19 protein-coding genes are annotated in these 24,990 nt (G+C 34.0%); 10 read left to right on the forward strand and 9 right to left on the reverse strand.

Annotated elements, in window-relative coordinates; all coding sequences use genetic code 11:
* Nucleotides 1-216: 216 nt before the first annotated feature.
* The 3 genes from QLS97_RS04065 to QLS97_RS04075 form a co-directional block, all read right to left on the reverse strand.
* Complete coding sequence (locus QLS97_RS04065) at nt 217-903, reverse strand: PKD domain-containing protein (RefSeq protein ID WP_282714366.1); 687 nt, start codon at nt 901-903, stop codon at nt 217-219.
* 178 nt (nt 904-1,081) lie between these two features.
* Nucleotides 1,082-1,777, reverse strand: a complete 696-nt coding sequence (locus QLS97_RS04070; RefSeq protein WP_282714367.1) for a PKD domain-containing protein — start codon at nt 1,775-1,777, stop codon at nt 1,082-1,084.
* 803 nt (nt 1,778-2,580) lie between these two features.
* A complete protein-coding gene (locus QLS97_RS04075) occupies nt 2,581-2,970 on the reverse strand; it encodes an SPOR domain-containing protein (protein WP_282714368.1) in 390 nt (129 codons plus the stop codon).
* Between the two features lie 215 nt (nt 2,971-3,185).
* Between QLS97_RS04075 and QLS97_RS04080 the strand changes: the two genes are divergently transcribed.
* The 10 genes from QLS97_RS04080 (at nt 3,186) to queG (ending at nt 16,857) form a co-directional block, all read left to right on the forward strand.
* Nucleotides 3,186-4,517, forward strand: a complete 1,332-nt coding sequence (locus QLS97_RS04080) for a c-type cytochrome (protein WP_282714369.1) — start codon at nt 3,186-3,188, stop codon at nt 4,515-4,517.
* Between the two features lie 29 nt (nt 4,518-4,546).
* Nucleotides 4,547-7,603: a TAT-variant-translocated molybdopterin oxidoreductase gene (locus tag QLS97_RS04085; protein ID WP_282714370.1), complete on the forward strand. Its 3,057-nt coding sequence runs from the start codon at nt 4,547-4,549 to the stop codon at nt 7,601-7,603.
* A gap of 38 nt (nt 7,604-7,641) precedes the next feature.
* Entirely contained in the window at nt 7,642-9,045 is a 1,404-nt protein-coding gene (gene nrfD, locus QLS97_RS04090) for an NrfD/PsrC family molybdoenzyme membrane anchor subunit (RefSeq protein WP_282714371.1), read from the forward strand.
* Nucleotides 9,038-9,562, forward strand: coding sequence for a DUF3341 domain-containing protein (locus QLS97_RS04095; RefSeq protein ID WP_099714289.1), 525 nt, complete (start codon nt 9,038-9,040; stop codon nt 9,560-9,562). The genes nrfD and QLS97_RS04095 overlap by 8 nt, the downstream gene beginning before the upstream one ends.
* Nucleotides 9,563-9,570: 8 nt before the next feature.
* Complete coding sequence (locus QLS97_RS04100; protein WP_282714372.1) at nt 9,571-10,116, forward strand: c-type cytochrome; 546 nt, start codon at nt 9,571-9,573, stop codon at nt 10,114-10,116.
* 27 nt (nt 10,117-10,143) lie between these two features.
* Nucleotides 10,144-11,619 carry a quinol:cytochrome C oxidoreductase gene (locus QLS97_RS04105; protein ID WP_282714373.1) on the forward strand — a complete coding sequence of 492 codons (1,476 nt, stop codon included), beginning with the start codon at nt 10,144-10,146 and terminating at the stop codon, nt 11,617-11,619.
* 19 nt (nt 11,620-11,638) lie between these two features.
* On the forward strand, nt 11,639-12,787 hold the full coding sequence (locus QLS97_RS04110) for a cytochrome c oxidase subunit II (protein ID WP_282714374.1): 1,149 nt from the start codon (nt 11,639-11,641) through the stop codon (nt 12,785-12,787).
* Nucleotides 12,788-12,816: 29 nt separating this feature from the next.
* Nucleotides 12,817-14,613, forward strand: a complete 1,797-nt coding sequence (locus QLS97_RS04115) for a cytochrome c oxidase subunit I (protein ID WP_282714375.1) — start codon at nt 12,817-12,819, stop codon at nt 14,611-14,613.
* Nucleotides 14,614-14,770: 157 nt separating this feature from the next.
* Nucleotides 14,771-15,793 carry a Holliday junction branch migration DNA helicase RuvB gene (ruvB, locus tag QLS97_RS04120; protein WP_099714294.1) on the forward strand — a complete coding sequence of 341 codons (1,023 nt, stop codon included), beginning with the start codon at nt 14,771-14,773 and terminating at the stop codon, nt 15,791-15,793.
* A 143-nt stretch (nt 15,794-15,936) separates the two neighbouring features.
* Nucleotides 15,937-16,857 carry a tRNA epoxyqueuosine(34) reductase QueG gene (gene queG / locus QLS97_RS04125; protein WP_282715542.1) on the forward strand — a complete coding sequence of 307 codons (921 nt, stop codon included), beginning with the start codon at nt 15,937-15,939 and terminating at the stop codon, nt 16,855-16,857.
* Between the two features lie 14 nt (nt 16,858-16,871).
* Here the strand turns inward: queG and QLS97_RS04130 are convergent, their stop codons facing one another.
* The 6 genes from QLS97_RS04130 to QLS97_RS04155 form a co-directional block, all read right to left on the reverse strand.
* Complete coding sequence (locus tag QLS97_RS04130; RefSeq protein WP_282714376.1) at nt 16,872-17,900, reverse strand: LacI family DNA-binding transcriptional regulator; 1,029 nt, start codon at nt 17,898-17,900, stop codon at nt 16,872-16,874.
* A 233-nt stretch (nt 17,901-18,133) separates the two neighbouring features.
* On the reverse strand, nt 18,134-19,153 hold the full coding sequence (locus QLS97_RS04135; protein ID WP_282714377.1) for a LacI family DNA-binding transcriptional regulator: 1,020 nt from the start codon (nt 19,151-19,153) through the stop codon (nt 18,134-18,136).
* A gap of 71 nt (nt 19,154-19,224) precedes the next feature.
* Complete coding sequence (locus QLS97_RS04140; RefSeq protein WP_282714378.1) at nt 19,225-20,970, reverse strand: glycoside hydrolase family 13 protein; 1,746 nt, start codon at nt 20,968-20,970, stop codon at nt 19,225-19,227.
* Nucleotides 20,971-21,047: 77 nt separating this feature from the next.
* Entirely contained in the window at nt 21,048-21,950 is a 903-nt protein-coding gene (locus QLS97_RS04145) for a carbohydrate kinase family protein (protein ID WP_282714379.1), read from the reverse strand.
* Nucleotides 21,943-23,274: a sugar porter family MFS transporter gene (locus tag QLS97_RS04150; protein ID WP_282714380.1), complete on the reverse strand. Its 1,332-nt coding sequence runs from the start codon at nt 23,272-23,274 to the stop codon at nt 21,943-21,945. The genes QLS97_RS04145 and QLS97_RS04150 overlap by 8 nt, the downstream gene beginning before the upstream one ends.
* Nucleotides 23,275-23,324: 50 nt before the next feature.
* The gene (locus tag QLS97_RS04155) at nt 23,325-24,914 is read right to left on the reverse strand and encodes a glycoside hydrolase family 32 protein (protein WP_282714381.1); all 1,590 of its coding nucleotides are present in this window, start codon (nt 24,912-24,914) and stop codon (nt 23,325-23,327) included.
* Nucleotides 24,915-24,990 lie beyond the last annotated feature (76 nt).

Below are 24,990 nucleotides of genomic sequence, written 5' to 3' on the forward strand. Positions count from 1 at the left end.
AATTAGTAAGTATGAATGATCATCGTAAGTTTCTGCTATTTGTATATTATCATTAATTCCAAGTTGATGGTGTCAAAGACATTTGGGAAATCAAATGTTTGATAAGTGACTTTACTGAGCAAACATGCATGAATTACATCAGAGTTAATGATATTTTTAACAATAATCTGTTCCTGTTTCAGAAATTTTCTTCGTACTACGCTTTAAAAAGCTATTTCAGTACACAATTTTTATGTTTGGTGTATCCTCAACATGAGTGCCTAAGTAGTAAATCCACAAATAGCCATTCAAGCTATACGCATAAGAAAAATTGTCTGACCACTGTGAATCAAGTCCTGCTTCATTCCAATCTGCGGAATTATCCCTTAGTATATAAACCCGAAAGACATTACCAGAAGGTAAATGACTATAGATGTTTTTAATTTCGATAACACAGTCCCAAGGGCAACTCCAAGTCATATCTTTGAAAATGATCTCCTTTGGGTTTAGGGATATTTCACCAACAATTACTCTGGCGGTGTCTTTACTAGTTAAGCCTCCCTTATTGATAACTGTTAATTCAAATTCATAAATTCCTTTTTCCAGCTTGCTTACCTTTGTTCTGAGCGAATTTGGACTTTCTAAAACATAGGTTGAAGGTCCAGATATTTTTTTCCAGACGAAGTTATCAATAAGTGCGTTATCTGAATAACTTCCTGATAACCAAAAAAAATCTATAGGCAATATTACCTGAATATCCCCGCCTGCAGAGGCAGTTGGCGTTGAGTTTGGTGGTTCTGTTGTGTCTTTAGGTGGAGCTGTATAAGTGGAGGGAACTGTAGATGGAGTTTCTTCTGAACAGCTACTATTGATAATCAATATTGTACTAAAAAGCAAAAGCCCATATAAATTAATCCTTTTCATAATAATAAGATTTAGTGTGTGAATAGCGTTCTAATTTCTATTAAATGTAGGTTCTCAATGTTGGGGTTTTCGATACTGGATTTATTTCATTTAGTTATTATATAGGTCTCCAATAGTAAAATTGTTGTATTTTTAAAGGAGGATTATTAATTTTTGTACTTCACTTTAAAAATCGATTTCAGTATACAATTTTTACAGATGGCGTATCGTTCGTATCGGTTCCATAATAAAATATATATAAACTACCGTAAGTATAGATGCCGGCGCCATCTGGTCTGGTTTCTACAAAATAGTCATACTTGTTTGCTGAATTTTCTGAATAAGGTGTTACTTCTTCCCATTGCAGGTTATTGTCCCTTTGAATATAAACTTTAAAAATACCTTGGGGCATTAAGAGATTGAAATCTTTTATTTCAATAGCGCTATACCATGGGAAAATCCATTCTATATCTTTAAAAATTATCTCCTTTGGGTTTAGGGACATTTCACCCACAATAACTCTGGCTGTGTCTTTACCTGTCAAACCTTTCTTATTAGTAATTGTTAATTCAAATTCATAAATCCCTTTTTCCAGATTGCTTACCTTAGTTCTGAGTGAATTTGGACTTTCTAAAATATAGGTAGAAGGTCCAGATATTTTTTTCCAGACGAAGTTATCAATAGTTCCGCTATGTGAATAGCCCCCTGATAACCAGCAAAAATTTGTAGGCAATATTACCTGAATATCCCCGCCAGCAAATGAAATTGGCGCTGAGTTTTGTTGTTCTACGGTATTTATTGGTGAAACTCTAGGAAGAGTTTCTTCTGTACATCCATTATTGATGAGCAATGCTGCAATACAAAGTAAAAGCCCGTATAAATTAATTCTTTTCATAATAATAAGATTTAGATTTGTGTATGAAGTTCTAATTTCTATTAAATGTAGGTTGCTAATGTTGGGGTTTTCGATATTGGATTTAGTAGGTAAGTTAATTATTAATTTTAATAATTTTAAATTTTTTAAATTTCAAATATTTGATAATCAGGTGTTTGAAGTGAAAATAAACATAATAAATTTACCAAATATTTAGTGGAGTATTCTTAAAACTACATTAAAATTCCTCAATGAAGTGCTAAAATAAAAATTATAAAATGAATAGGCTTTAGTCCTTTAAATTACAGGCTTTTTTTAGGACTAGACAACAACTTAAAATCTACTCAACTTCTTAGAATTATTACTTCTGAATATTTGCAGTTTTTATTTATTTTAATCACTAGTTGGTTTGAGTATAAGTAAAACTGTTTGCTGGTTCTATACTTCTTGCTGGAATACTCAAGTCGAATGTCGAATAGTGTCAGCAATTATAATAAAGAATCGCTTTTCGTTTTATTAAAGTGGTAAGCTTTTTCATTTTTGAAATTAATAAAAAGGCAAGAGATTTAATGGTGATGAAAATACGTATTTGCTAGGTTTATTAAAATAGACATTTTTATATTTTCTTTTAATTTTAATGAGATTTTATTCTTAATCCTTGTTGTGAAATTTACAGCCAATTTCTGTTCTACAAATAATGTGCTGCGGAAAAGTTTTTCTAGGAGTTATGTTCAAAAAAAAAGCAACTCTAATTGGGTTGCTTTTTTTCTTGTTGTTTATTTATGATTTCTTTTGAACGTTACAATTTAAAAGAAAGATGAATTTTATTTGTTAGGTTTTATTAGAAGTACATTGCTGTGGCTTTTTTTAATTTCGATAAGATTTCGTTCGGCTTCAATTCGTGTTTTGAAATTCCCGACCCAAACCTTGTAATTTGGTGTGAAGAAAATTATAGTACCGTCTATGTCTCTAAATTCTTGCTTGAAATCATTTAACGTTTTTTTTGCTTTTTCGCTGTCTCCACTAAAAATTTGAATTTTATAATAGTCATTTACAGTGTTTGAAACATTTGTTTTTCTCTTTTCATTCAATAATTGTTCAAATTTGGAGTCTTGACTTACTCTAATGTTTCCGTCTTGAGCGTTTACATTACAATAGGAAATAAATAAGGTAAGAGAGATAAAAAATGCTTTTCTAGGGGCTAAAATTCTCATAATGTGATTGTTTTTGTGCAAAAGTAATATTTAATGACTGATAGCAAATACTAAATGTTATTTAGAATTAATATAAATTGAAATTAAGACTATTTTAAGGTTTTGAGAATAGTTCTTAAGTCGTATTTTTGTCCAAGTTTTTAAATAAAGGATCAGTTTTTATAATTCAATTAGAAAAAACTGTGCCAATTTTTAGTAGATAATCATTATACTATATGAAAAAGGTGGGTAACCATAATTCGATCTCAAGGAAATTATTTTTTAGCATAGCTTTGATGCTATCTATTTCCTTTACTTCATTTGCTCAAGAAGCTACTCCTGCGGCCGATGCTGCAGCTCCAGATGCTTCAGCTACTTCGCAAAGTACAGACCCAGTAAAGGGTAAAGAGCTTTTTAATGCAAACTGTGCGGCATGTCACAAACTTGATGCTAAAGCAACAGGTCCTGCTCTTAGAGGTGTGTCTGCTAAATATGATGCTGTATGGCTTCATAAGTGGGTTCGTAATAGTTCAGACTTAATTAAATCTGGCGATGCTCAAGCTGTAAAAGTGTTTGAAGAAAACAATAAGGCTGTAATGTCTGCTTTTCCTCAATTATCAGATGCGGATATTGATAATATCATTGCTTATACTTCAGAGCCTAAAGCTGAAGTTGCTGCTCCAGCGCCTGGAGGTGAAGTTCCTGGCAAGCCGGCTGTAGATAGCGGTATTTCAAACAATATCATATTAGGTGCTTTGGCACTTGTTATGATTATTTTGGTTGTGATGTTGTTTTTGGTAAACAAGGTTTTATCTAAAGTAGCAAAAGCAAACGGTATCGAGACGGCTCCAAAAACTCCAACAACTCCTATCTGGAAAGCATTTGCTAGAAACCAATTTTTGGTTTTAGTTACGGCAATATTCTTGCTTTTGGCGAGTGCTTATTTTGTGTATGGATTTTTAATGCAAGTTGGTGTTGATCAGGATTACGCTCCGATTCAGCCAATTCATTATTCACACAAAATACATGCTGGTGATAATGAAATCAATTGTAAGTATTGTCACTCTGCTGCTAGAGTTAGTAAAAATGCTGGAATTCCTTCTTTGAATGTTTGTATGAACTGTCATAAGAATATTGCTGAAGTTGCTGAAACTACTGCTACTCCAGAGTACAGTAAAGCATTCTATGATGAGCAAATCCAAAAATTATATACTGCGGTTGGTTGGGATAAAACAACTCAAAGTTATACTGGAAAAACGCAGCCTGTAAAATGGGTTCGTATTCATAATTTACCTGACTTTGTTTATTTCAATCACTCTCAACACGTAACTGTTGCCGGAATCGAATGTCAAACGTGTCACGGTCCAGTTCAAGAGTATGAAATTCAAAAACAATTTGCTCCATTAACAATGGGTTGGTGTATAGATTGCCATAGAAAAACGGATGTTAAAATGGAAGGCAATGAATACTACACTAAAATTCATGATGAACTTTCTAAGAAATACGGTGTAGACAAATTGACTGCAGCGCAAATGGGAGGTTTAGAATGTGGTAAATGCCACTATTAATCAAATTATTAAGATTTTAATATTTATATATGTCATCAAACAAAAAATACTGGAAAAGTGTTGAAGAACTAGACAAAAATAGTTCTATTGTTGAGGCGCTTAGAAATAACGAATTTGTTGAAGAAATTCCTACTGATGAATTTTTAGGAAATAATGACGCTTTGTCATCTTCATCAACATCACGTCGTGATTTTTTAAAGTACGTTGGTTTTAGTACTGCAGCGGCTACGCTTGCAGCTTGCGAAGGTCCTGTGAACAAGTCAATACCTTATGTGCTTCAGCCAGAACAAATCATTCCTGGAGTTGCGGATTATTATGCAACTTCTGTTTTTGATGGATTTGATTTTGCTAATCTTTTGGTAAAAACTCGTGAAGGGCGTCCTATTAAAATAGATAATAATACTATTGCTGGAGCTAAGTTTAGTGCTAATGCAAGAGTTCATGCGTCTATTTTATCTTTATATGATAGTATGCGTTTGAAAGAACCAAAAATTGAAGGTAAAAATTCAACTTGGTCTACTGTTGATGCTAAAATTAAATCAAGTATAGCTGATGCTACTGCAAAAGGCGGTCAAGTGGTGCTTTTAACAAACACTTTGGCTAGCCCGTCAACTGAAAAATTGATTGCTGAGTTTATCGGTAAAAATCCAAACGCTAAACATGTTGTTTATGACGCTGTATCTGAATCTGAAGCATTAGATGCTTTTGAAACGGTATATGGGGAAAGAGCTTTGGTAGATTATGATTTTTCTAAAGCGTCACTTATAGTTTCTGTTGGAGCTGATTTCCTTGGAGATTGGCAAGGTGGAGGATTTGATTCAGGTTATGCTAAAGGAAGAATTCCTAAAGCAGGAAAGATGTCTCGTCATTTCCAATTAGAAGCAAATATGACTTTGTCTGGTGCTGCTGCTGATAAGCGTTTACCAATGTCTACGGCTAATCAAAAACAAGCATTAGTACACATATATAATATTGTAGCTGGTTCTTCTGTTGCTGTAAGTTTAGAAGATAAATTTAAAGCAGAAGTTACAAAAGCAGCTCAACAATTGAAAGCTGCTGGTTCAAAAGGAGTTTTGGTATCTGGTATTCAAGATAAAAATGCTCAATTGTTAGTTTTGGCTATCAACCAAGTGCTGGCAAGTGAAGCTTTCAGTACTTCTGGAGTTAGACAAATCAGAAAAGGATCTGATGCAAAAGTTACTCAGTTAATCAATGATATGAAAGCGGGAAGCGTTCATACTTTGATCATGAGTGGTGTTAATCCAGTGTATACTTTAGCAGATAGTGCTTCTTTTGTTGAAGGACTTAAAAAAGTAAAAACATCAGTGGCATTTTCTTTAAAAGAAGATGAAACTGCTTTAGTAAGTACTATTGCGGCTGCTGTTCCTCATTATTTAGAATCATGGAATGATGTAAGTATCACAAAAGGAACTTACGGAATTACTCAACCGGCTATTCGTCCTCTTTTTGTTACAAAACAATTTCAAGATGTCTTGTTATCTTTAAATGGATTGACAGGCACATTCTACGATTATATTAAGGCTAACGCATCAACAATAATAACTGGTTCTTCTTGGAATAAAGTGTTGCATGATGGTGTTTATGTTGGAGTTATCCCAGCGGTATCTGCGGGTTCTGCTGATTATAGTGCTGCTGCAAATGCTTTAGCAAAATCAAAAGCTTCTCAAGGATTAGAACTTGTTTTATATACTAAAACAGGTATGGGAGATGGACAGCAAGCGAATAACCCTTGGTTACAAGAGTTTCCAGATCCAATTACAAGAGTATCTTGGGATAATTATGTTACTGTTTCGAATGCAGATGCTAAGAAATACGAACTTTCTAATGAAATCGTTGCAAATGGTGGATTAAACGGAAGTTATGCTACTATTACTACTGCCGATGGAGCTAAATTAGAAAATGTTCCGGTAATAGTTCAGCCAGGTCAAGCTGTTGGAACTATTGGTCTAGCATTAGGTTACGGTCGTAAAGCGGCTTTGAAAGAAGAAATGATGGTGGGTTTAAATGCCTACTCTTTATATAAAGGTTTTGATAATGTACAGTCTGTAACATTGGCGAAAGCTGGAGGAGAACATGAGTTTGCTTGTGTTCAAGGTCAGAAAACATTAATGGGAAGAGGCGATATTATAAAAGAAACTTCTTTAGAGATTTTCAATACAAAAGATGCTAAAGAGTGGAATGAACAACCAATGGTTTCATTGGATCATAAACTGGTTGAGGCAACTAAAGTAGATTTATGGGATTCTTTTGACCGTTCAACAGGTCATCACTTTAATCTTTCTATTGACTTGAACGCTTGTACCGGTTGTGGTGCTTGTGTGATTGCTTGTCATGCTGAAAATAACGTTCCTGTTGTTGGAAAATCAGAAGTTAGAAGAAGTCGTGATATGCACTGGTTGCGTATTGACAGATATTATTCTTCTGAAAGTACTTTTGAAGGGGATAACGAAAGAAAAGAAAATATTGCAGGTTTATCAAGTTCATTGTCTACATTTAATGAAATGGAAAAAGCTGGGGATAACCCACAAGTATCTTTTCAACCTGTAATGTGTCAACATTGTAATCATGCACCTTGTGAAACGGTTTGTCCAGTTGCTGCAACTTCACACTCTCGTCAAGGTCAAAACCATATGGCTTATAACAGATGTGTTGGAACGCGTTATTGCGCTAACAACTGTCCGTATAAAGTGCGTCGTTTTAACTGGTTCTTGTACAACAAAAACAGTGAATTCGATTATCATATGAATGACGATTTAGGACGTATGGTATTGAATCCAGATGTTAATGTTCGTTCTCGTGGAGTTATGGAGAAATGTTCAATGTGTATTCAAATGACACAAGCGACAATTTTGAAAGCAAAAAGAGAAGGAAGAGCAATCGTTGATGGTGAATTCCAAACTGCATGTTCAAATGCTTGTTCTACTGGAGCAATGATTTTTGGAGATGTAAATGATAAAGAAGCGGAAGTGACTAAATTAGCTGCTGACGAAAGAATGTATCATTTATTGGAGCATGTTGGAACAAAACCAAATGTGATTTACCATGTTAAAGTTAGAAATACCTAGTACAAAAAATAATTAATTAAGAATCAATATAAAGGATTATGTCGTCTCACTACGAAGCAACCATTAGAAAACCCTTAGTTATAGGTGATAAAACTTATCACGATGTAACTGTAGATGTAGCTGCGCCTGTTGAAGGTAAAGCAAACAAACATTGGTGGATTGTATTTTCAATCGCATTAATAGCCTTCCTTTGGGGACTTGGCTGTATAATTTACACCGTATCTACAGGTATTGGAACATGGGGGTTAAATAAAACTGTAGGATGGGCTTGGGATATCACGAACTTTGTTTGGTGGGTTGGTATTGGTCACGCAGGAACACTTATTTCGGCGGTATTATTACTTTTCCGTCAACGTTGGAGAATGGCAATTAACCGTTCTGCAGAAGCAATGACAATTTTCTCTGTTATTCAAGCAGGTTTATTTCCAATCATTCACATGGGACGTCCATGGTTAGCGTATTGGGTTTTACCAATTCCGAATCAGTTTGGTTCTCTTTGGGTAAACTTTAACTCACCCTTACTTTGGGACGTATTTGCAATTTCTACGTATCTTTCTGTTTCATTAGTATTTTGGTGGACTGGTTTATTACCTGATTTTGCGATGTTACGTGATAGAGCTATTACTCCTTTTAATAAAAGAATATATTCTATATTAAGTTTTGGATGGAGCGGTAGAGCAAAAGACTGGCAACGTTTTGAAGAAGTATCTTTGGTACTTGCAGGTTTAGCTACTCCACTTGTACTTTCAGTGCATACTATTGTATCAATGGACTTTGCTACATCTGTTATTCCAGGGTGGCATACTACAATTTTCCCTCCGTACTTTGTTGCTGGAGCGGTTTTCTCAGGATTTGCAATGGTAAACACGTTGCTTATCATTATGAGAAAAGTTTCTAATCTAGAAGCTTATATCACGGTTCAACACATTGAGTTGATGAATATCGTTATCATGATTACGGGATCTATTGTTGGGGTTGCCTACATAACTGAATTATTTGTTGCATGGTATTCTGGTGTAGAGTACGAACAATATGCTTTCTTGAATAGAGCTACCGGACCTTACTGGTGGGCATATTGGTCAATGATGACTTGTAATGTTTTTTCTCCGCAATTCATGTGGTTCAAAAAATTAAGAACAAGTATCATGTTCTCGTTTATAATTTCGATAGTTGTAAATATTGGAATGTGGTTTGAGAGATTTGTAATTATCGTAACTTCGTTACACAGAGATTATTTACCTTCTTCTTGGACAATGTTTTCACCTACATTTGTTGATATTGGAATTTTCATTGGAACAATAGGTTTCTTCTTTGTATTGTTCTTATTGTATTCAAGAACATTCCCTGTAATTGCACAAGCAGAGGTAAAAACAATTTTGAAAGGAACTGGAGATAATTACAAAAGAGAAAGAGAAGCAAATAAAGATTCACATCATGAGTAATAAAGTAATATACGCCATTTATAATGACGATGATATATTGATGGATGCGGTTAAAAAAACCAGAGCAGCTCATCATCATATTGAAGAAGTTTTTACTCCATTCCCGGTACACGGTTTGGATAAAGCTATGGGAATTGCACCTACAAGATTAGCTATTTGTGCTTTTCTTTATGGTTGTGTCGGAATCTCGGTAGCAACAGCTATGATGAATTATATCATGATTCAGGATTGGCCACAAGATATTGGTGGAAAGCCAAGTTTTAGTTATATTGAAAACATGCCGGCTTTCGTGCCAATTATGTTTGAACTTACGGTGTTTTTTGCAGCTCACTTAATGGTTATTACTTTTTATATGAGAAGTAAATTATGGCCTTTCAAAGAAGCAGAGAATCCAGATGTAAGAACTACAGATGACCATTTTCTAATGGAAGTTGCTGTAAACGATAATGAAGAAGAATTAGTTTCTTTTTTCCAAAGCACGGGAGCTGTAGAAGTTAAAGTAATAGAAAAGCATTAATTATAGATATGAAAAGCGTATATAAAATAACACTTTTATTTGGCATAACTATTTTAGTTTCATCTTGCCATAATAATGCGGCACCAAACTATCAGTATTTTCCAAATATGTACGAATCAGTAGGTTATGAAACTTATTCTGAATCGAATGCATTTAAAAATGGTAAAGAAGGTCAACTTCCAGCTGAAGGAACTATTAACAGAGGATTTGAGCCTTTTGAATATGAAAATTCAACTGCTGGATATGAGTTAGCAAAAGCAAATCTTAGATCCCCTTTAGATTCTTTAAGCAGAGACTCTGAGAAAGGCGCAGCTCTTTTTGAAATTTATTGTGTCAGTTGTCATGGTGCTTCTGGAAACGGTAAAGGAAAGCTTGTAGAAAGAGAAAAATTTCTGGGTGTACCAAGTTATGCAGATAGAGTTATCACTGAAGGAAGTATTTTTCATGTTATAACTTATGGTTTAAATTCAATGGGTTCACATGCTAACCAGTTGAGTGCCCATGAACGTTGGTTGGTTACTGACTATGTTCTAAAACTAAAAAGCGAATTATAATTGTTGAACAAACTGATCGTAATAGATATGTATACATTTTCAAGTAAATTAAAAACTTTTTCTTTCATCTTAATGGCTGTAGGTCTTTTAGGAATTGGATATGGTTTTTTAACTGCACCTAAAGATATTCAGGAAGTTGAAAAACTTCTTGCGGCCGAAAGTCATGGTGGTCATGGTGAAGCTAAACATGAAGCGACAACTGCTGCTGAACCTTCGCATGAAGCTGCTGCTAACCATAGTGAAGCTGTCGAAGAGAAAAAAACAGAAGAATCTCATGAAGCTGTAGCTCCAACAGATGATACTGCTAAAGTTGCTGAAGTAGCACATGTTGAACCAGTTCACGCTGAGGCAGCTGTTAAAAAAGAAGGTCATGATGTTAGTGAAGAAGCTGAACATACTGAGCATTTGAATCATGTTTTACACCAACTACAAAACAAACCTTGGTCTGCTTTATACGTTGCTTGTATTTTCTTTATGCTTGTTTCTCTTGGAGTTTTAGTATTTTATGCAATTCAACAAGTAGCTCAGGCTGGATGGTCTCCAGTATTATTTAGAGTTATGCAAGGTATAACATCTTATTTACCGTTTGGTTCTGTTATCTTTTTTGTTATTCTAATATTATGTGGTTTGCATTTTAATCACATTTTTATATGGTTAGATCCTGAAGTTGTAGCAAGTGATAAATTGATTGCTAATAAATCTGGTTATTTAAATTTTCCTTTTTGGATTATTAGAGCTGCTATATTTTTGACTGGTTGGAGTTTATATCAATATTTTTCAAGAAAAAACTGTTTGGCGCAAGATGAATCAAATGATGACTCATTTTACAAGAAAAACTTCAACATATCAGCGATGTTTTTAGTTTTCTTCATCGTGTCAGAATCTATAATGTCTTGGGATTGGATTATGTCTATTGATCCTCACTGGTTCAGTACATTATTTGGTTGGTACGTATTTTCTAGCTTCTTTGTTAGTGGAGTTACTACTATCGCTTTAGTTACTTTATACCTAAAATCTAGAGGCTATTTAGAGCATGTAAATACAAGTCATATACACGATTTAGCAAAATTCATGTTCGGATTAAGTGTTTTCTGGACGTATTTATGGTTTTCACAATTCATGTTGATATGGTATGCAAATATCCCTGAAGAGGTAACGTATTTTATTACCAGAATTGAATTGTATAATCTTCCATTCTTTGGTGCAGTGGTAATGAATTTTGTATTCCCGTTATTAATATTAATTAATACAGATTTCAAGAGAATTACATGGGTACTAGTTATGGCAGGAATTGTAATACTAGCGGGTCATTATATTGATTTCTTTAATATGATCATGCCGGGAACTGTAGGAGACAGATGGTTTATTGGTGTATCAGAAATAGCATCCGTTCTTTTCTTCTTAGGATTATTTATTTATGTTGTTTTCACAGCGTTAACTAAAGCTCCTTTGTTAGCAAAAAGAAATCCTTTCATAGGAGAAAGTAAACATTTTCATTATTAATATTTAAAGAAAAAAACAGATGACAAGTTTGTTGGTAATTATAGTTTTAGTTTTATTAGCTGTTGCTTTATGGCAATTGACTAAAATATTCGACCTGACGCAAGTTGGATCTAATTCAGATAGCTCAGAAATAGCTACAGATAACGACAATAACGTTCAAGGTTATTTAATGTTTGGGTTTTTGGCTTTCATTTATATTTTTTCAATTTACGGATTGTTTAAATGGGGACCTCTTGTTCTTCATACACCTGCTTCTGCTCATGGTGGTGAAGTAGATAATTTAATGAATATTACATGGGTTCTTATCTTTATAGTTCAGGCTATAACTCAAGTTTTGTTGCATTATTTTGCTTTCAAATACAGAGGTAAAAAAGATCAAAAAGCACTTTATTTCGCAGATAATAATAAGTTAGAAGCTATTTGGAGTGTTATTCCGGCTGTAGTTTTAGCAGGATTGATTCTTTACGGCCTTTTCGCTTGGACAAATATTATGTTTGTTGATGAAGATGAGGATACAATAGTTATTGAATTGTATGCACAACAGTTCAACTGGAAGGCTAGATATTCAGGTAATGATAATGTATTGGGTAAAGCTAATGTTAGATTTATTGAAGGAGTAAACGCTGTAGGTGTTGATTTGGCGGATCCATATTCGCAAGATGATATTGTTGTAACAGAATTACATATTCCTAAAGGTAAAAAGATTCTTTTCAAAATGCGTTCTCAAGATGTTTTGCATTCAGCTTACATGCCTCACTTTAGAGCACAAATGAATTGTGTTCCTGGTATGGTTACACAATTCGCTTTTGAACCGATATATACTACAGCAGAATATAGAGAATTGCCATTTATGGTAGAAAAAGTAGCTAATATTAATGCTTTAAGATCTAAGAAAAGTATTGAATTAGTAGCTAAGGGCGAAACTGCTTTAGATCCTTACACGTTTGATTACTTATTGCTTTGTAATAAAATTTGTGGAGCATCTCATTATAACATGCAAATGAAAATTATTGTAGATACACCTGAAGACTATAAAGCATGGTTGAAAGATAAAGCTACAATAGTAAGTGAAGTAAAAGCTGCTATGGCTGAACCTGCTGGAGCATCTGGTACAGATTCTATAAAAGCAAAAGATACTGCAGTAGTTGCCGTAACGGCCATGAAATAATTAATAAGAAAAATTTAAAGTAAACATATATGTCAGCAGAAGGTCACGATCACGCAATAGATCACGAACACGAACATCACCATAAAGACACTTTTATTACTAAATATATTTTTAGTATTGATCATAAAATGATTGCCAAACAATACCTAATTACGGGTATTATTATGGGGATTATAGGAGTAGGAATGTCTATGCTATTTAGAATGCAATTAGCATGGCCAGAAGAATCATTTAAAATTTTCAATATTTTACTTGGTGATAAATTTGCTCCTAACGGAGTAATGACAAATGATATTTATTTGGCTTTGGTTACCATACATGGAACTATAATGGTATTCTTTGTACTAACGGCGGCTTTGAGTGGTACTTTTAGTAATTTATTGATACCACTTCAGATTGGTGCACGAGATATGGCATCTGGTTTTATGAATATGATATCATACTGGTTGTTCTTCTTGTCTAGTATAATCATGGTTAGTTCTCTTTTTGTTGAAGCTGGACCTGCATCTGCAGGATGGACTATTTATCCACCTTTGAGTGCATTGCCACAAGCTATTCCTGGTTCAGGTTTAGGGATGACGTTATGGTTAGTTTCTATGGCTATCTTTATTGCATCGTCTTTAATGGGTTCTTTGAATTACGTTGTAACAGTAATTAATTTAAGAACTAAAGGAATGACTATGACAAGATTACCTCTTACAATTTGGGCTTTCTTTGTAACGGCAATTATTGGTATTGTTTCTTTTCCGGTTCTTTTGTCTGCAGCATTATTGTTGATTTTTGATAGAAGTTTTGGAACTTCATTCTTCCTGTCTGATATTTATATTGCTGGAGAAGTCTTACATTATCAAGGTGGATCACCTGTATTGTTTGAACACTTATTTTGGTTCTTAGGACACCCTGAAGTTTATATCGTTTTATTACCTGCTTTGGGTATTACTTCAGAAGTTATTGCAACAAATTCACGTAAACCAATTTTTGGATACAGAGCAATGATTATGTCAATTTTGGCAATTGCTTTCTTATCAACAATTGTTTGGGGTCACCATATGTTTATCTCGGGCATGAATCCATTTTTAGGTTCTGTATTTACCTTTACAACATTATTGATTGCTATTCCTTCAGCTGTAAAAGCGTTTAATTACATCACAACACTTTGGAAAGGTAACTTACAGTTGAATCCGGCTATGCTGTTTTCAATTGGTTTAGTTTCTACATTTATAACAGGTGGTTTGACAGGAATTATTCTTGGAGACAGTACACTTGATATTAATGTCCATGATACGTATTTCGTAGTAGCTCACTTTCACTTAGTAATGGGTATTTCTGCTCTTTACGGAATGTTTGCTGGTATTTACCACTGGTTCCCAAGAATGTTCGGAAGAATGTTAAACAAGAACCTTGGATATGTACACTTTTGGGTAACTGCAATCTGTGCTTATGGAGTTTTCTTTCCAATGCACTTTATCGGATTAGCGGGTTTACCAAGGCGTTACTATACAAACACAAACTTCCCATTATTTGATGATTTACAAAACGTAAACGTTTTGATTACAACATTTGCATTAATTGGAGGAGCTTTTCAATTGGTTTTCTTATATAACTTTTTTAGTAGTATTTTCTACGGTAAAAAATCTGTAATGAATCCATGGAAATCGAATACATTAGAATGGACAGCACCAGTTGAACATATGCACGGTAACTGGCCAGGTGAAATTCCTCATGTATACCGTTGGCCTTATGACTACAGTAATCCAGCACACGACGTGGATTTTGTACCTCAAAACGTTCCAATGAAAGAAGGTGAAGAAGTTTTACATCACTAAAATATATAAAAAAGCCTCTGCGAAAGTAGAGGTTTTTTTTATGGCATTTTGGTATTACTAGTTTTGATGGTATTATTTTAGATAGTAACTTTTTTAATTTTTATTGCATTTAAAATTTAAAATTTATTATTCAAAATTGCTTTGCTATCTTTGTTAAATGAATGAAAATTTAGACCCAACATCTAACAGTTACAATTCGGAAGAACTTGATCTTGAAAAAAAATTAAGACCACTTTCTTTTGATGATTTTGCAGGACAAGACCAAATATTAGAAAACCTAAAAGTTTTTGTTCAAGCGGCAAATCAACGAAATGAAGCACTTGATCATACGCTTTTTCATGGCCCTCCCGGTTTAGGAAAAACAACATTAGCTAATATTCTTGCCAATGAATTACAAGTGGGAATCAAAATTACTTCTGGTCCGGTTTTAGACAAACCCGGAGATTTAGCAGGTTTATTGACTAATCTTGAAGAAAGGGACGTTTTGTTTATTGATGAAATTCATCGTTTAAGTCCAATAGTGGAAGAATATTTGTATTCTGCTATGGAGGATTTTAAAATTGATATCATGATTGAATCAGGACCAAATGCAAGAACAGTTCAAATCAATCTAAATCCATTCACATTAATTGGAGCCACCACGCGTTCCGGTTTATTGACCGCTCCTATGAGAGCTCGTTTTGGAATATCGTCCCGTTTACAATATTATACCACCGAGTTGCTGACCACAATTGTGGAAAGAAGTGCCACTATCTTTAAAATGCCAATATCAATGGAGGCAGCCATAGAGATTGCAGGTAGAAGTAGAGGAACACCTCGTATAGCTAACGCATTGTTGCGTCGTGTACGTGATTTTGCCCAAATAAAAGGAAATGGTACAATTGATATAGAAATTGCCCGTTACGCCTTAAAAGCGCTTAATGTTGACGCGCATGGTCTGGATGAAATGGACAATAAAATTCTAACTACAATTATCGATAAATTTAAGGGAGGACCAGTTGGTTTAACAACTTTGGCGACAGCCGTATCCGAAAGCAGCGAAACAATCGAGGAGGTTTACGAACCGTTTTTGATTCAGGAAGGATTTATCATGAGAACGCCACGAGGTAGGGAAGTTACCGATAAAGCGTATAAACATTTAGGAAAATTAAATACAAACATTCAAGGAGGCTTATTCTAATTTTTCAGGAGCTATTTCCTGCTATCCGCTATATTCCCGATTAACAAAAACTACGGCTAAAAAAGCCTTGTTTTTCTAAACCGGGAGATGCCGCTGCTATCAGGGCTAGGGAATCCTATTTATTAACTTCTATTTTTATAAACATCAACCACAAGGCTACATACACTCAATTTATCAAATCCGAAGCACAGCGTCTCGGTTTTTTATCTTGTGGAATATCCAAAGCAGGCTTCTTAGAACAAGAGGCGCCACGATTAGAAAACTGGTTAAAGAACAACCGAAATGGCCAAATGTCCTATATGGAAAACCATTTTGACAAGCGTTTAAATCCAACTTTACTAGTCGATGATGCTAAAAGTGTTGTCTCGCTCTTGTTAAATTATTATCCTGAAAAACTGCAAAATACGGATTCTTATAAAATTTCAAAATATGCGTACGGGCAGGATTATCATTTTGTAATCAAGGAAAAACTTAAAGAGTTTTTATTTTCTATTCAATCAACAATCGGAGAAGTTTCTGGTCGTGCCTTTGTAGATTCTGCACCTCTACTCGATAAAGCGTGGGCTGCCAAAAGTGGTTTGGGTTGGATAGGTAAAAACAGTAATTTATTGACACAAAAAGTAGGTTCTTTTTACTTTATCGCAGAACTCATTATCGATTTAGATTTAGACTACGACAATCCTACAACGGATCATTGCGGTACTTGTACGGCATGCATTGATGCTTGTCCTACAGAGGCAATAGTTGCGCCTTATGTGGTTGACGGCAGTAAATGCATTTCCTATTTTACCATTGAATTAAAAGAAAATATTCCTGAGGAAATGAAAGGCAAGTTTGATGATTGGGCTTTTGGATGTGATGTGTGTCAAGATGTTTGTCCTTGGAATAAGTTTTCAAAAGCACATAATGAACCTTTACTTAATCCAAATCCTGAATTACTTTCCATGTCAAAAAAGGACTGGATTGAAATAACCGAAGAAACATTTAAAGCTGTATTTAAAAATTCGCCACTTAAAAGAGCGAAGTTTCAAGGAATAAAAAGGAATATTGATTTTCTAAAATAAGGGTATCTTATAATTTATTTAAATTTTATAGAAGATTCTCTAATGATAACGTTAGTTTCTAATTCAATAGTTCTTGGAGTAAAAGGAATTCCTTCCTTATGACAATTCATTTCTTCCAATAATAAATTGAAAGATTCAATCCCCATTTCATGACTTGGTTGATTTACTGTACTTAATTTTGGAGTCAGCACTTGTGACATAAACCAATTACTAAACCCAATTACGGCTACTTGTTCTGGTACTTTTATTTTGTTTTCATTGAAATAGGCTAATGCGCCCACCGCAACCAAATCTGTAATTGCAAAAATACCATCTATGTCAGGATGCTCATTAATAATTTGTTCCGCAAAATCTCTACCTTCTTCAAAAGTTACGGTTTCACAAGTATAGACTAATTTATTGTCAAAAGGAATATTGTTTTTTTCTAACGCTTTTTTGTAGCCAATATATCGGTCTATGGCGTTTTGAGGATTCAATGGACCGCGAATATGCGCTATCTTCTTACAACCATTATCAATTAAGTGTTGGACAGCATTAAAGGCTGCTTTCTGGTCATCAATTACTACTTTTGAGCATTTAGAAAGCTTGGCAATCTTGTCAAACATCACAAAAGGAATATTTCTATTCATTATTTCTTTAATGTGATCGTCGTTGTTGGATTCATTGGATAGCGACATGATAATGCCGTCTACTCTCTTGTTTATAAGCAATTCTACTTGTTTTTTTTCTAAAGCTAAAGTTTCATTGGATTGTAAAATAATGACAAGATAGCCATTTTTTTCGGCTTCATTAATAATGGCATTTACCACATTCGAAAAAAAGTGATGTACTACTTCAGGTATGATTAAACCAATGGTTTTTGATTCTTTTGTTCTTAAATTTACGGCAAAACTATTAGGAGTATAATGTAGTTTTTGAGCGAGTTCAATTACCGCTCTCTTAGTTTTTTCACTAACATCCGGATAGTTTTTCAGTGCTTTTGAAACAGTAGTTATTGAAATTCCCAGTTTTGTTGCAATTTCTTTAAGAGTAATATCTTTCATGAATCGAATTTCTACGTATTTAATTTTAGGAAAATATTTTTTAGAAATGACTTTATTTCAAGTCTTCATGTGTTTAGTTTTTATTATAAAAAACGGCTGTAACCTAAAATATTCTTTACCAAGATATTAATTTTTATCTTATTTATGAGCTTTTTATCAAAATAAACAAATTAATATTGATTCGTTAAATTAAATAAGCAAGGGTAAGTTGTTGATTAATCAATTGAATTTTTTTATGTTGATTCTCTTTCAATTATGCTGGTTTCTAGTTCAATGGATTGAAAAATTACGGGTAAATTCTTCTTTTTTAGATTGATTTCATCAAATAGAATCGACGCTGATCTTCTCCCAATTTCAAAACCAGGTTGGTCAATTGTTGAGAGTTTTGGTGATATAACGCTTGACATAAACCAATTGCTGAAACCTAAAACCGCTATTTGTTTTGGAATGGAAATTCCTGTTTCATTGAAGTATTTAATGATTCCAATGGCAACTAAATCTGTAACGGCAAAAATAGCATCAATTTCTGGATGTTCATCAATTACTTTTTTAGCATTTTCATAACCATCTTCAAAATCTGTGTTGTTATCACATACAAAAACAAGTGACGAATCATAAGGAATCCCATTGTCTTCGAGTGCTTTTTTGTACCCTAAAAACCGATCAATAGCATTTTGGGGTAAATATGAACCTCTAAAATGAGCTATTTTTTTGTATCCTCTTTTTATAAGATAACTAACAGCATCGTAAGCTGCTTTTTTATCATTGATAGTTACTTTGGAACAGCTAACAAGCTTTGCAATTTTATCAAAAAGTACCAGCGGGGTATTGTGAGCAATGATCGATTTTAAATGTTCAAAATCTCCCGTTTCATTAGACAAGGACATTAAAATACCATCTACTCTTTTATTTAATAACAGATCAATTTGTTTTTTTTCAAACTCTAATTTTTCATTGGATTGTAGAATAATAACCAAGTAATCCCTCTTCTCAGCCTCTTCAAGAATTCCTCTAATCACATTTGAGAAAAAATCATGAACAAGCGTAGGGATTATCAATCCGATAGTTTTAGATTCTTTTGTTCTAAGGTTTACTGCAAAACTATTTGGAGTATAATGTAGTTTTTGAGCAAGTTCAATTACTGCTTTTTTTGTTTTTTCACTGACGTCTGAGTATCCTTTTAATGACTTTGAAACGGTAGTTATAGAAATCCCCAATTGAGCGGCAATTTCTTTGAGAGTGGGGTTGTTCATAGTTCATGCTCTATTTGTAAAAGCCAAAAAAACAGTTTGTTAATTATCTCCTTTTTTAAAGTATTTAATTTTTATTTAAGTTCAATTAATGCCGCTTCGTAAGGACGTAAAACATTCTTTTTTAAATTTTTGGTACCCGTATAATTGTCTAAAATGATTTTAGATTTAGTGGTGGAAATCCCAATGTTGAACGAAGATTCTTTGTCTGAAAAATTTAATAAAACCAGTACTTTCTTCCCTTCTAATTCTCGAGTATATGCAAATACATTCGGGTTTTCTCTGTCCAATAGCGTATATTTTCCATAGACAAGAACAGGTTTCTTCTTGCGTAATTGTACTAATGTTCTAAAATAGTTTAAGGTCGAATTTGGGTCTTTTTCCTGTGCTTCAGCATTTATTAGATTGTAATTTGGATTTACTTTCAACCAAGGCTTTCCTGTTGTAAATCCTGCATTTTTAGTTGCGTCCCATTGAAAAGGTGTCCTTCCGTTTTCTCTTGAAGTTTGTTTTTGTCCTTCCAAAAACGCTTTCAAATCGCCTCCTTTATTTTTTAATCCAATGTATTTATTGCGCGTATCCACATCGTGATAATTCGCTATGGAATCGAATCGGATATTGGTCATTCCTAATTCGTCACCATAATAGTAATAAGGCGTTCCTCGCATGGTCATTATAAATGTAGAGAGCATTTTTGAAGAGATTTCTCTGAATTCAGGAGTGTCATTGCCAAATTTACTTACCATTCTGGGTTGGTCGTGATTGGCTAGGAAAATCGAAAGCCAACCTTTATCTTTAAAGGTTTCGTCATACCTTGAAAAAATATCTTTGTATTTAACAAGACCAAAATCATTGATATGCTTACCAATGTCAACGCTTTCAAAATGATAGGCCATGTTTAATTCTTTTCGGTCAGGATCTACAAACAGCATTGCGTCTTCGGGAGTACTTCCAGCACCTTCGGCAACGGTCATAATATCATATTTACTAAAAACTTCGCGGTTCATTTCCTGTAAATAATCATGTAGATGCGGGCCAACTCCGTAGTATTTTATGATGTTTTTCTCATATCCTTTTGGTAATTCTGGCCATGTAGTATCTTTTGAAGCAAACTGAAAAGCATCCATTCTAAAACCATCAATCCCTTTGTCTAACCAAAAACGCATCATTTCATATATTTCTTGTCTTAGCTTTGGATTTTCCCAATTTAAATCGGGCTGCTTTTGGGAAAAATAATGCAAATAATAGGCGTCAGTTTGTGCGTCATATTTCCAGGCATCGCTATTCACATCAAAAAAACTCCATCGGTAAGGTGGTTTTCCTTTTTCGGCTGGCCACCAATGGTAGTAATCGCGGTATTTATTGTCTCTTGAACTTCTTGATTGTTTGAACCATTCGTGCTCATCGCTGCTATGATTTACCACTAAATCCATGATGAGTTTGATCCCGCGTTCATGCATCCCTTTTAGCAAAAGATCAAAGTCTTCCATAGTCCCAAAATCTGTCATGATTTGTCTATAGTCACTGATGTCATACCCATTATCATCATTTGGAGAAGTATATATCGGATTAAGCCAAACCGCATCGATTCCTAGGCTTTTTATATAATCTAATTTTGAAATGATTCCTTTTAAATCCCCAACTCCATCGTCGTCACTGTCTTTGAAGCTTCTAGGATATACTTGGTACACAACAGCTTCTTTCCACCATTTGGTATCATTTTTTTGACTTGTTTTTACAAACTTGTTTTGAGCTGATGTGCTCTCAGCAGAAAATAGTGTAAGAGCAGAAAACAAGCATAATGAGAGAATAGGTTTCATAGCTGTTTGTGTTAATAGTTTTTTTACTGTATTTGTTTGTAAGTGTTTTGATGCCAGCACTGTGTGATTTGTTGATTTTATATTGGACTCATAAAAGCATTGATTTCTTTACTGGAAATTTTTGGATTTGCGCCTTCGTTTTTTGCTACAATCGCGCCTAAAGCACAAGCAAAATCAATCGCTTCTTGGGGATTCACATTATTTAATAGTTTAGAAATTAATCCAGCTAAAAAGGAATCTCCTGAGCCTACAGTATCAACAACATCAATTTTATAGCCACTATTGTAGTACATTTTTCCATTATAATACAAAACTGCGCCATGACTTCCTTTGGTTACACAGATGTGTTTTGTGTTTGTCTGTTCTGCAATAAAAAGTATGTTTTGTTCCAATGAATGATAGGGGGAATTCATAAAAGCACTTATTTCATACAATTCATCATCATTGAATTTTATAAAATCAGACTGCATCATTAAATTAATCAGGATTTCCTTGGTGTAAAAAGGAGCACGCAAATTAACATCGAAAACAGCGTATTTTGCATAGTTTATTATTTCTAAAAGTGAACTTTGTGAGACAGAATCTCTACATACAAGACTCCCAAAAACAAGTGCGTCCGCTTTTTTGACCATGATTTCGTCTTCCGGAATACAAACAATTTTATCCCAAGCAACCGGGTAATTTATGGTGTATGAAGCAGAACCCTTTTCATTTAATTTTACAATTACTTCGCCTGTGTGAAAAATTTCATCAACTTGAATAGAAGAAGTATCTACGCCATTCATTCGAACATAATCTATTAATTCACGACCTATAGCATCGTTGCCAATTCGACTGATTATATGAGTATTCGCTCCCAGTGATGCTAGTCTTAGTGCTACATTCAATGGTGCACCACCAATTTTTCTATGTGTTGGGAAAACATCAAATAAGACTTCTCCAAAACAAACGATGCTGAGTTTTTCTTTAAAATTATTCATTATTAACCATTTTATGTTCTAATTCTTCTAGTGATAAACCTTTGGTTTCTGGCATCATAAACAATACAAAAACCAATTGTAAAACCATCATAAAAGCAAAAAAAGCAAAGATTGGCCAAGGATTTATTTTGAATAAGTCAATGACCACCGGCCCGGCCAGAGTAATTAATGCGGCAAAAATCCAGTGAATTCCTGTTCCGAAAGATTGTCCGTTAGCTCTAACGTTATTTGGGAATATTTCTGAAATAAATACCCAAATCACTGCACCCTGTCCAATAGCATGTGAAGCTATAAATAGCATGATTGATGTCATCAAAATGATCGCACCCAGATTATTATAAAAAGCAAGCGCAACCATACTTAAACTTATAATGTAGCCCAAAGAACCTATGATCATAAGTTGTTTTCTTCCTAAAACATCTATTAATCGCATGCCGGCAATGGTGAAAATCAAATTTGTTACTCCAATTAAGATAGAGTTCATTAAGGATTCTTTTGAACCCAATCCTGCCATTTCCAATATTTCCGGGGCATAATACAGAATAAAATTAATTCCCGATAGTTGGTTGAAAAAAGCCAGTAAAAAAGCTAAAATTATTGGGAGTTTGTATTTTCTTGAAAAAATAGATTCTTTTACGGAAGTGTCCACTAAATCTTTTTTAATTTCTTGAAAACTTTCTAAAGCTTCTTCTTTACTGTAAATCATTTCAAGTACTTTCATCCCTGCTGCGTCATCTCTTTTTTTCAAGATTAACCAACGTGGACTATCCGGGATTTGTAATACGATTAGACTGTAAATAAATGCAGGAAGCGCTACAATACCAATCATCCAGCGCCAGTCATTTTCTCCTCCAACACCTTCAAATAAATAATTGGAAAAGAAGGCAATCAAGATACCAAATACAATATTAAACTGAAAAAGTGTTCCTAATTTCCCTCTGTTTTGAGGACTGGAAATTTCTGAAATATAAATAGGTGCTGCCACAGATGAAGCTCCAACACCGATACCGCCAATGAAGCGAAAAAATGAAAACGTATAAGGGTCTTGTGCAAATGCTGAACCTAAAGCCGATACTAAAAACAAGATTCCAATCCAGAATAATGTTTTCTTTCTGCCCCATTTATCACATGGAATTCCTCCTAATAAAGAACCCAATACGGTTCCCCATAAAGCCATTGACATGATAAAAATCCCGTGAAATAATGGAGTGGTGTGCCATAATTCTTTGATGGGTAAATTGGCGCCGGATATTACAACGGTGTCAAAGCCAAATAAAAATCCCGCAACAGCAACAGTAAGGGACCAGTTTCGAACGTTATTCATTTTTTATAATTTATGGTTAATAGTTTTGGTTTTATAAATGATATGTATTGTTACCAGATTCCTTTAATTCTATGGACTGTAAGGTTTTTTATTTCTTGTTTTTCATCAGATTGTATGCTCAGTTTTGTATAGGGTTTGTTAGGAAAAATTTGTTCCGTAAAACCGTAAACGCCGCCGTTCAAGAAAATTTCTATAGAAGACCAATCTAAAATAATTTGGTAATCAATAGTTTTCGAAATGATACTTGGCGTTGCAGTTGTATGGATTTCTTTTCCAAAGTTTTCTTCGAAATTTACTATCCCGGAATGGCGTCTGTCTATCGAAAAGGTTTTTTGTGCAGCATCATAATTCAAAACCAAAGAATCATTTACTTCATTAGAAAAAATCAGTTTTAAATTTTTTGAAGCTGCTTTAAATTTTATTTCAGATTGGTTGAAATTATCATAAGTAAAATTGATTTTTTGCTGCGGTTTAATACTCAATAAATCCTTTGAGAATTCTGAAACCAATTGTTTTTTGAATGATTCAATAGGACTATTTTTTAGCACATAACTACTATTTATTTTTACAAGAGAAAGTTCTCGAGGCAGTGTCATGGCACTTCTCCAGTTTTTTGTGGGCGTGTTTCTGGCATATAGCCAATTACTCATCCAGCCTAAAAATATTCTCTTGTAGTCTGGAGTATTGTTATAAGTAACTCCTGCATAATTATCGGTGCCGTTGTCAATCCATTTAATGTCTTTTTGGGTAGTTTTAAAACTTTTTCCATCAAAATCACCTACGAAGTATTGTGTTCCGGAACCGCCATTAGGTGCGCCAGGATTGATGCTGATGAGTAAAACCCATTTTTCTTCTTTGGAACCGGCAACTTTTAATTTAAAAATATCGGGACATTCCCAAACACCGCCATGAGCACCTACTTTTTTGCCAAATTCACTTTCGAATTTCCAATTAATTAAATTTTCAGAGGTGTAAAATTGAGCATGATCTCCGGCTACTAATACCATATTCCAAAGATTAGTTTCGGTATTCCAAAAAACCTTAGGGTCTCTAAAATCTTTTAAAACAGAATTTTTAACAATAGGATTTTTTTCATATTTCAACCAAGTCTCCCCTTCATCTAGGCTGTAAGCCAATCCTTGCGTTTGATAATCTGTTCTTCCCGCTTTTTCGCCTGCCATGTCGTGATACGTGAAAATCGCAATCATCGGCGGGTTTTCTGTAGTTCCTAAACCGGAAGTATTATTTAGATCTACAACCGCACTTCCTGAAAATATCATTCCTAATTTATCAGGAAATAAAGCAATTTTTTTGTGTGCCCAATGAATTAAATCAGTGCTTGTAGCGTGCCCCCAATGCATCGGGCCCCAGACAATGTCATCTGGATAATATTGGTAAAACAAATGATAAATCCCTTTATAGAAAACCATACCGTTAGGGTCATTCATCCATTTTTTTTCTGGAGAAAAATGAAATTGTGGTCTAAACGGTTCTTTGTATTTCTCTGAAGAATCAATTTTTATTTTTTCAGATGAGTTAATGGCAATGATGGTATTGCTTTCTTCTTTTTTACAAGAAAACAAGAATAATGTGCAGCCAAATAGGAAGGAAATCATTACTAAGTTATTTGCGAACTTCATTAAAAAAGGAATTTATTATTATATTATCTTCATAAAAATAGAATTCTATTTTTTAATTATTCAAAATTGTATAATT

The sequence above is a fragment of the Flavobacterium yafengii genome (assembly GCF_030010375.1).
Classification (GTDB): Bacteria; Bacteroidota; Bacteroidia; order Flavobacteriales; family Flavobacteriaceae; genus Flavobacterium; species Flavobacterium yafengii.

What these genes read in the sequence shown, in the direction of transcription:
- QLS97_RS04115 (WP_282714375.1), top strand. Translation starts at nt 12,817, where the DNA reads ATGTCAGCAGAAGGTCACGATCACGCAATAGATCACGAACACGAACAT.
- QLS97_RS04070 (WP_282714367.1), bottom strand. Translation starts at nt 1,777, where the DNA reads ATGAAAAGAATTAATTTATACGGGCTTTTACTTTGTATTGCAGCATTG.
- QLS97_RS04135 (WP_282714377.1), bottom strand. Translation starts at nt 19,153, where the DNA reads ATGAACAACCCCACTCTCAAAGAAATTGCCGCTCAATTGGGGATTTCT.
- QLS97_RS04130 (WP_282714376.1), bottom strand. Translation starts at nt 17,900, where the DNA reads ATGAAAGATATTACTCTTAAAGAAATTGCAACAAAACTGGGAATTTCA.
- QLS97_RS04100 (WP_282714372.1), top strand. Translation starts at nt 9,571, where the DNA reads ATGAAAAGCGTATATAAAATAACACTTTTATTTGGCATAACTATTTTA.
- QLS97_RS04150 (WP_282714380.1), bottom strand. Translation starts at nt 23,274, where the DNA reads ATGAATAACGTTCGAAACTGGTCCCTTACTGTTGCTGTTGCGGGATTT.
- QLS97_RS04110 (WP_282714374.1), top strand. Translation starts at nt 11,639, where the DNA reads ATGACAAGTTTGTTGGTAATTATAGTTTTAGTTTTATTAGCTGTTGCT.
- QLS97_RS04075 (WP_282714368.1), bottom strand. Translation starts at nt 2,970, where the DNA reads ATGAGAATTTTAGCCCCTAGAAAAGCATTTTTTATCTCTCTTACCTTA.
- QLS97_RS04105 (WP_282714373.1), top strand. Translation starts at nt 10,144, where the DNA reads ATGTATACATTTTCAAGTAAATTAAAAACTTTTTCTTTCATCTTAATG.
- QLS97_RS04155 (WP_282714381.1), bottom strand. Translation starts at nt 24,914, where the DNA reads ATGAAGTTCGCAAATAACTTAGTAATGATTTCCTTCCTATTTGGCTGC.
- QLS97_RS04080 (WP_282714369.1), top strand. Translation starts at nt 3,186, where the DNA reads ATGAAAAAGGTGGGTAACCATAATTCGATCTCAAGGAAATTATTTTTT.
- QLS97_RS04145 (WP_282714379.1), bottom strand. Translation starts at nt 21,950, where the DNA reads ATGAATAATTTTAAAGAAAAACTCAGCATCGTTTGTTTTGGAGAAGTC.
- QLS97_RS04095 (WP_099714289.1), top strand. Translation starts at nt 9,038, where the DNA reads ATGAGTAATAAAGTAATATACGCCATTTATAATGACGATGATATATTG.
- QLS97_RS04065 (WP_282714366.1), bottom strand. Translation starts at nt 903, where the DNA reads ATGAAAAGGATTAATTTATATGGGCTTTTGCTTTTTAGTACAATATTG.
- QLS97_RS04085 (WP_282714370.1), top strand. Translation starts at nt 4,547, where the DNA reads ATGTCATCAAACAAAAAATACTGGAAAAGTGTTGAAGAACTAGACAAA.
- nrfD (WP_282714371.1), top strand. Translation starts at nt 7,642, where the DNA reads ATGTCGTCTCACTACGAAGCAACCATTAGAAAACCCTTAGTTATAGGT.
- QLS97_RS04140 (WP_282714378.1), bottom strand. Translation starts at nt 20,970, where the DNA reads ATGAAACCTATTCTCTCATTATGCTTGTTTTCTGCTCTTACACTATTT.
- ruvB (WP_099714294.1), top strand. Translation starts at nt 14,771, where the DNA reads ATGAATGAAAATTTAGACCCAACATCTAACAGTTACAATTCGGAAGAA.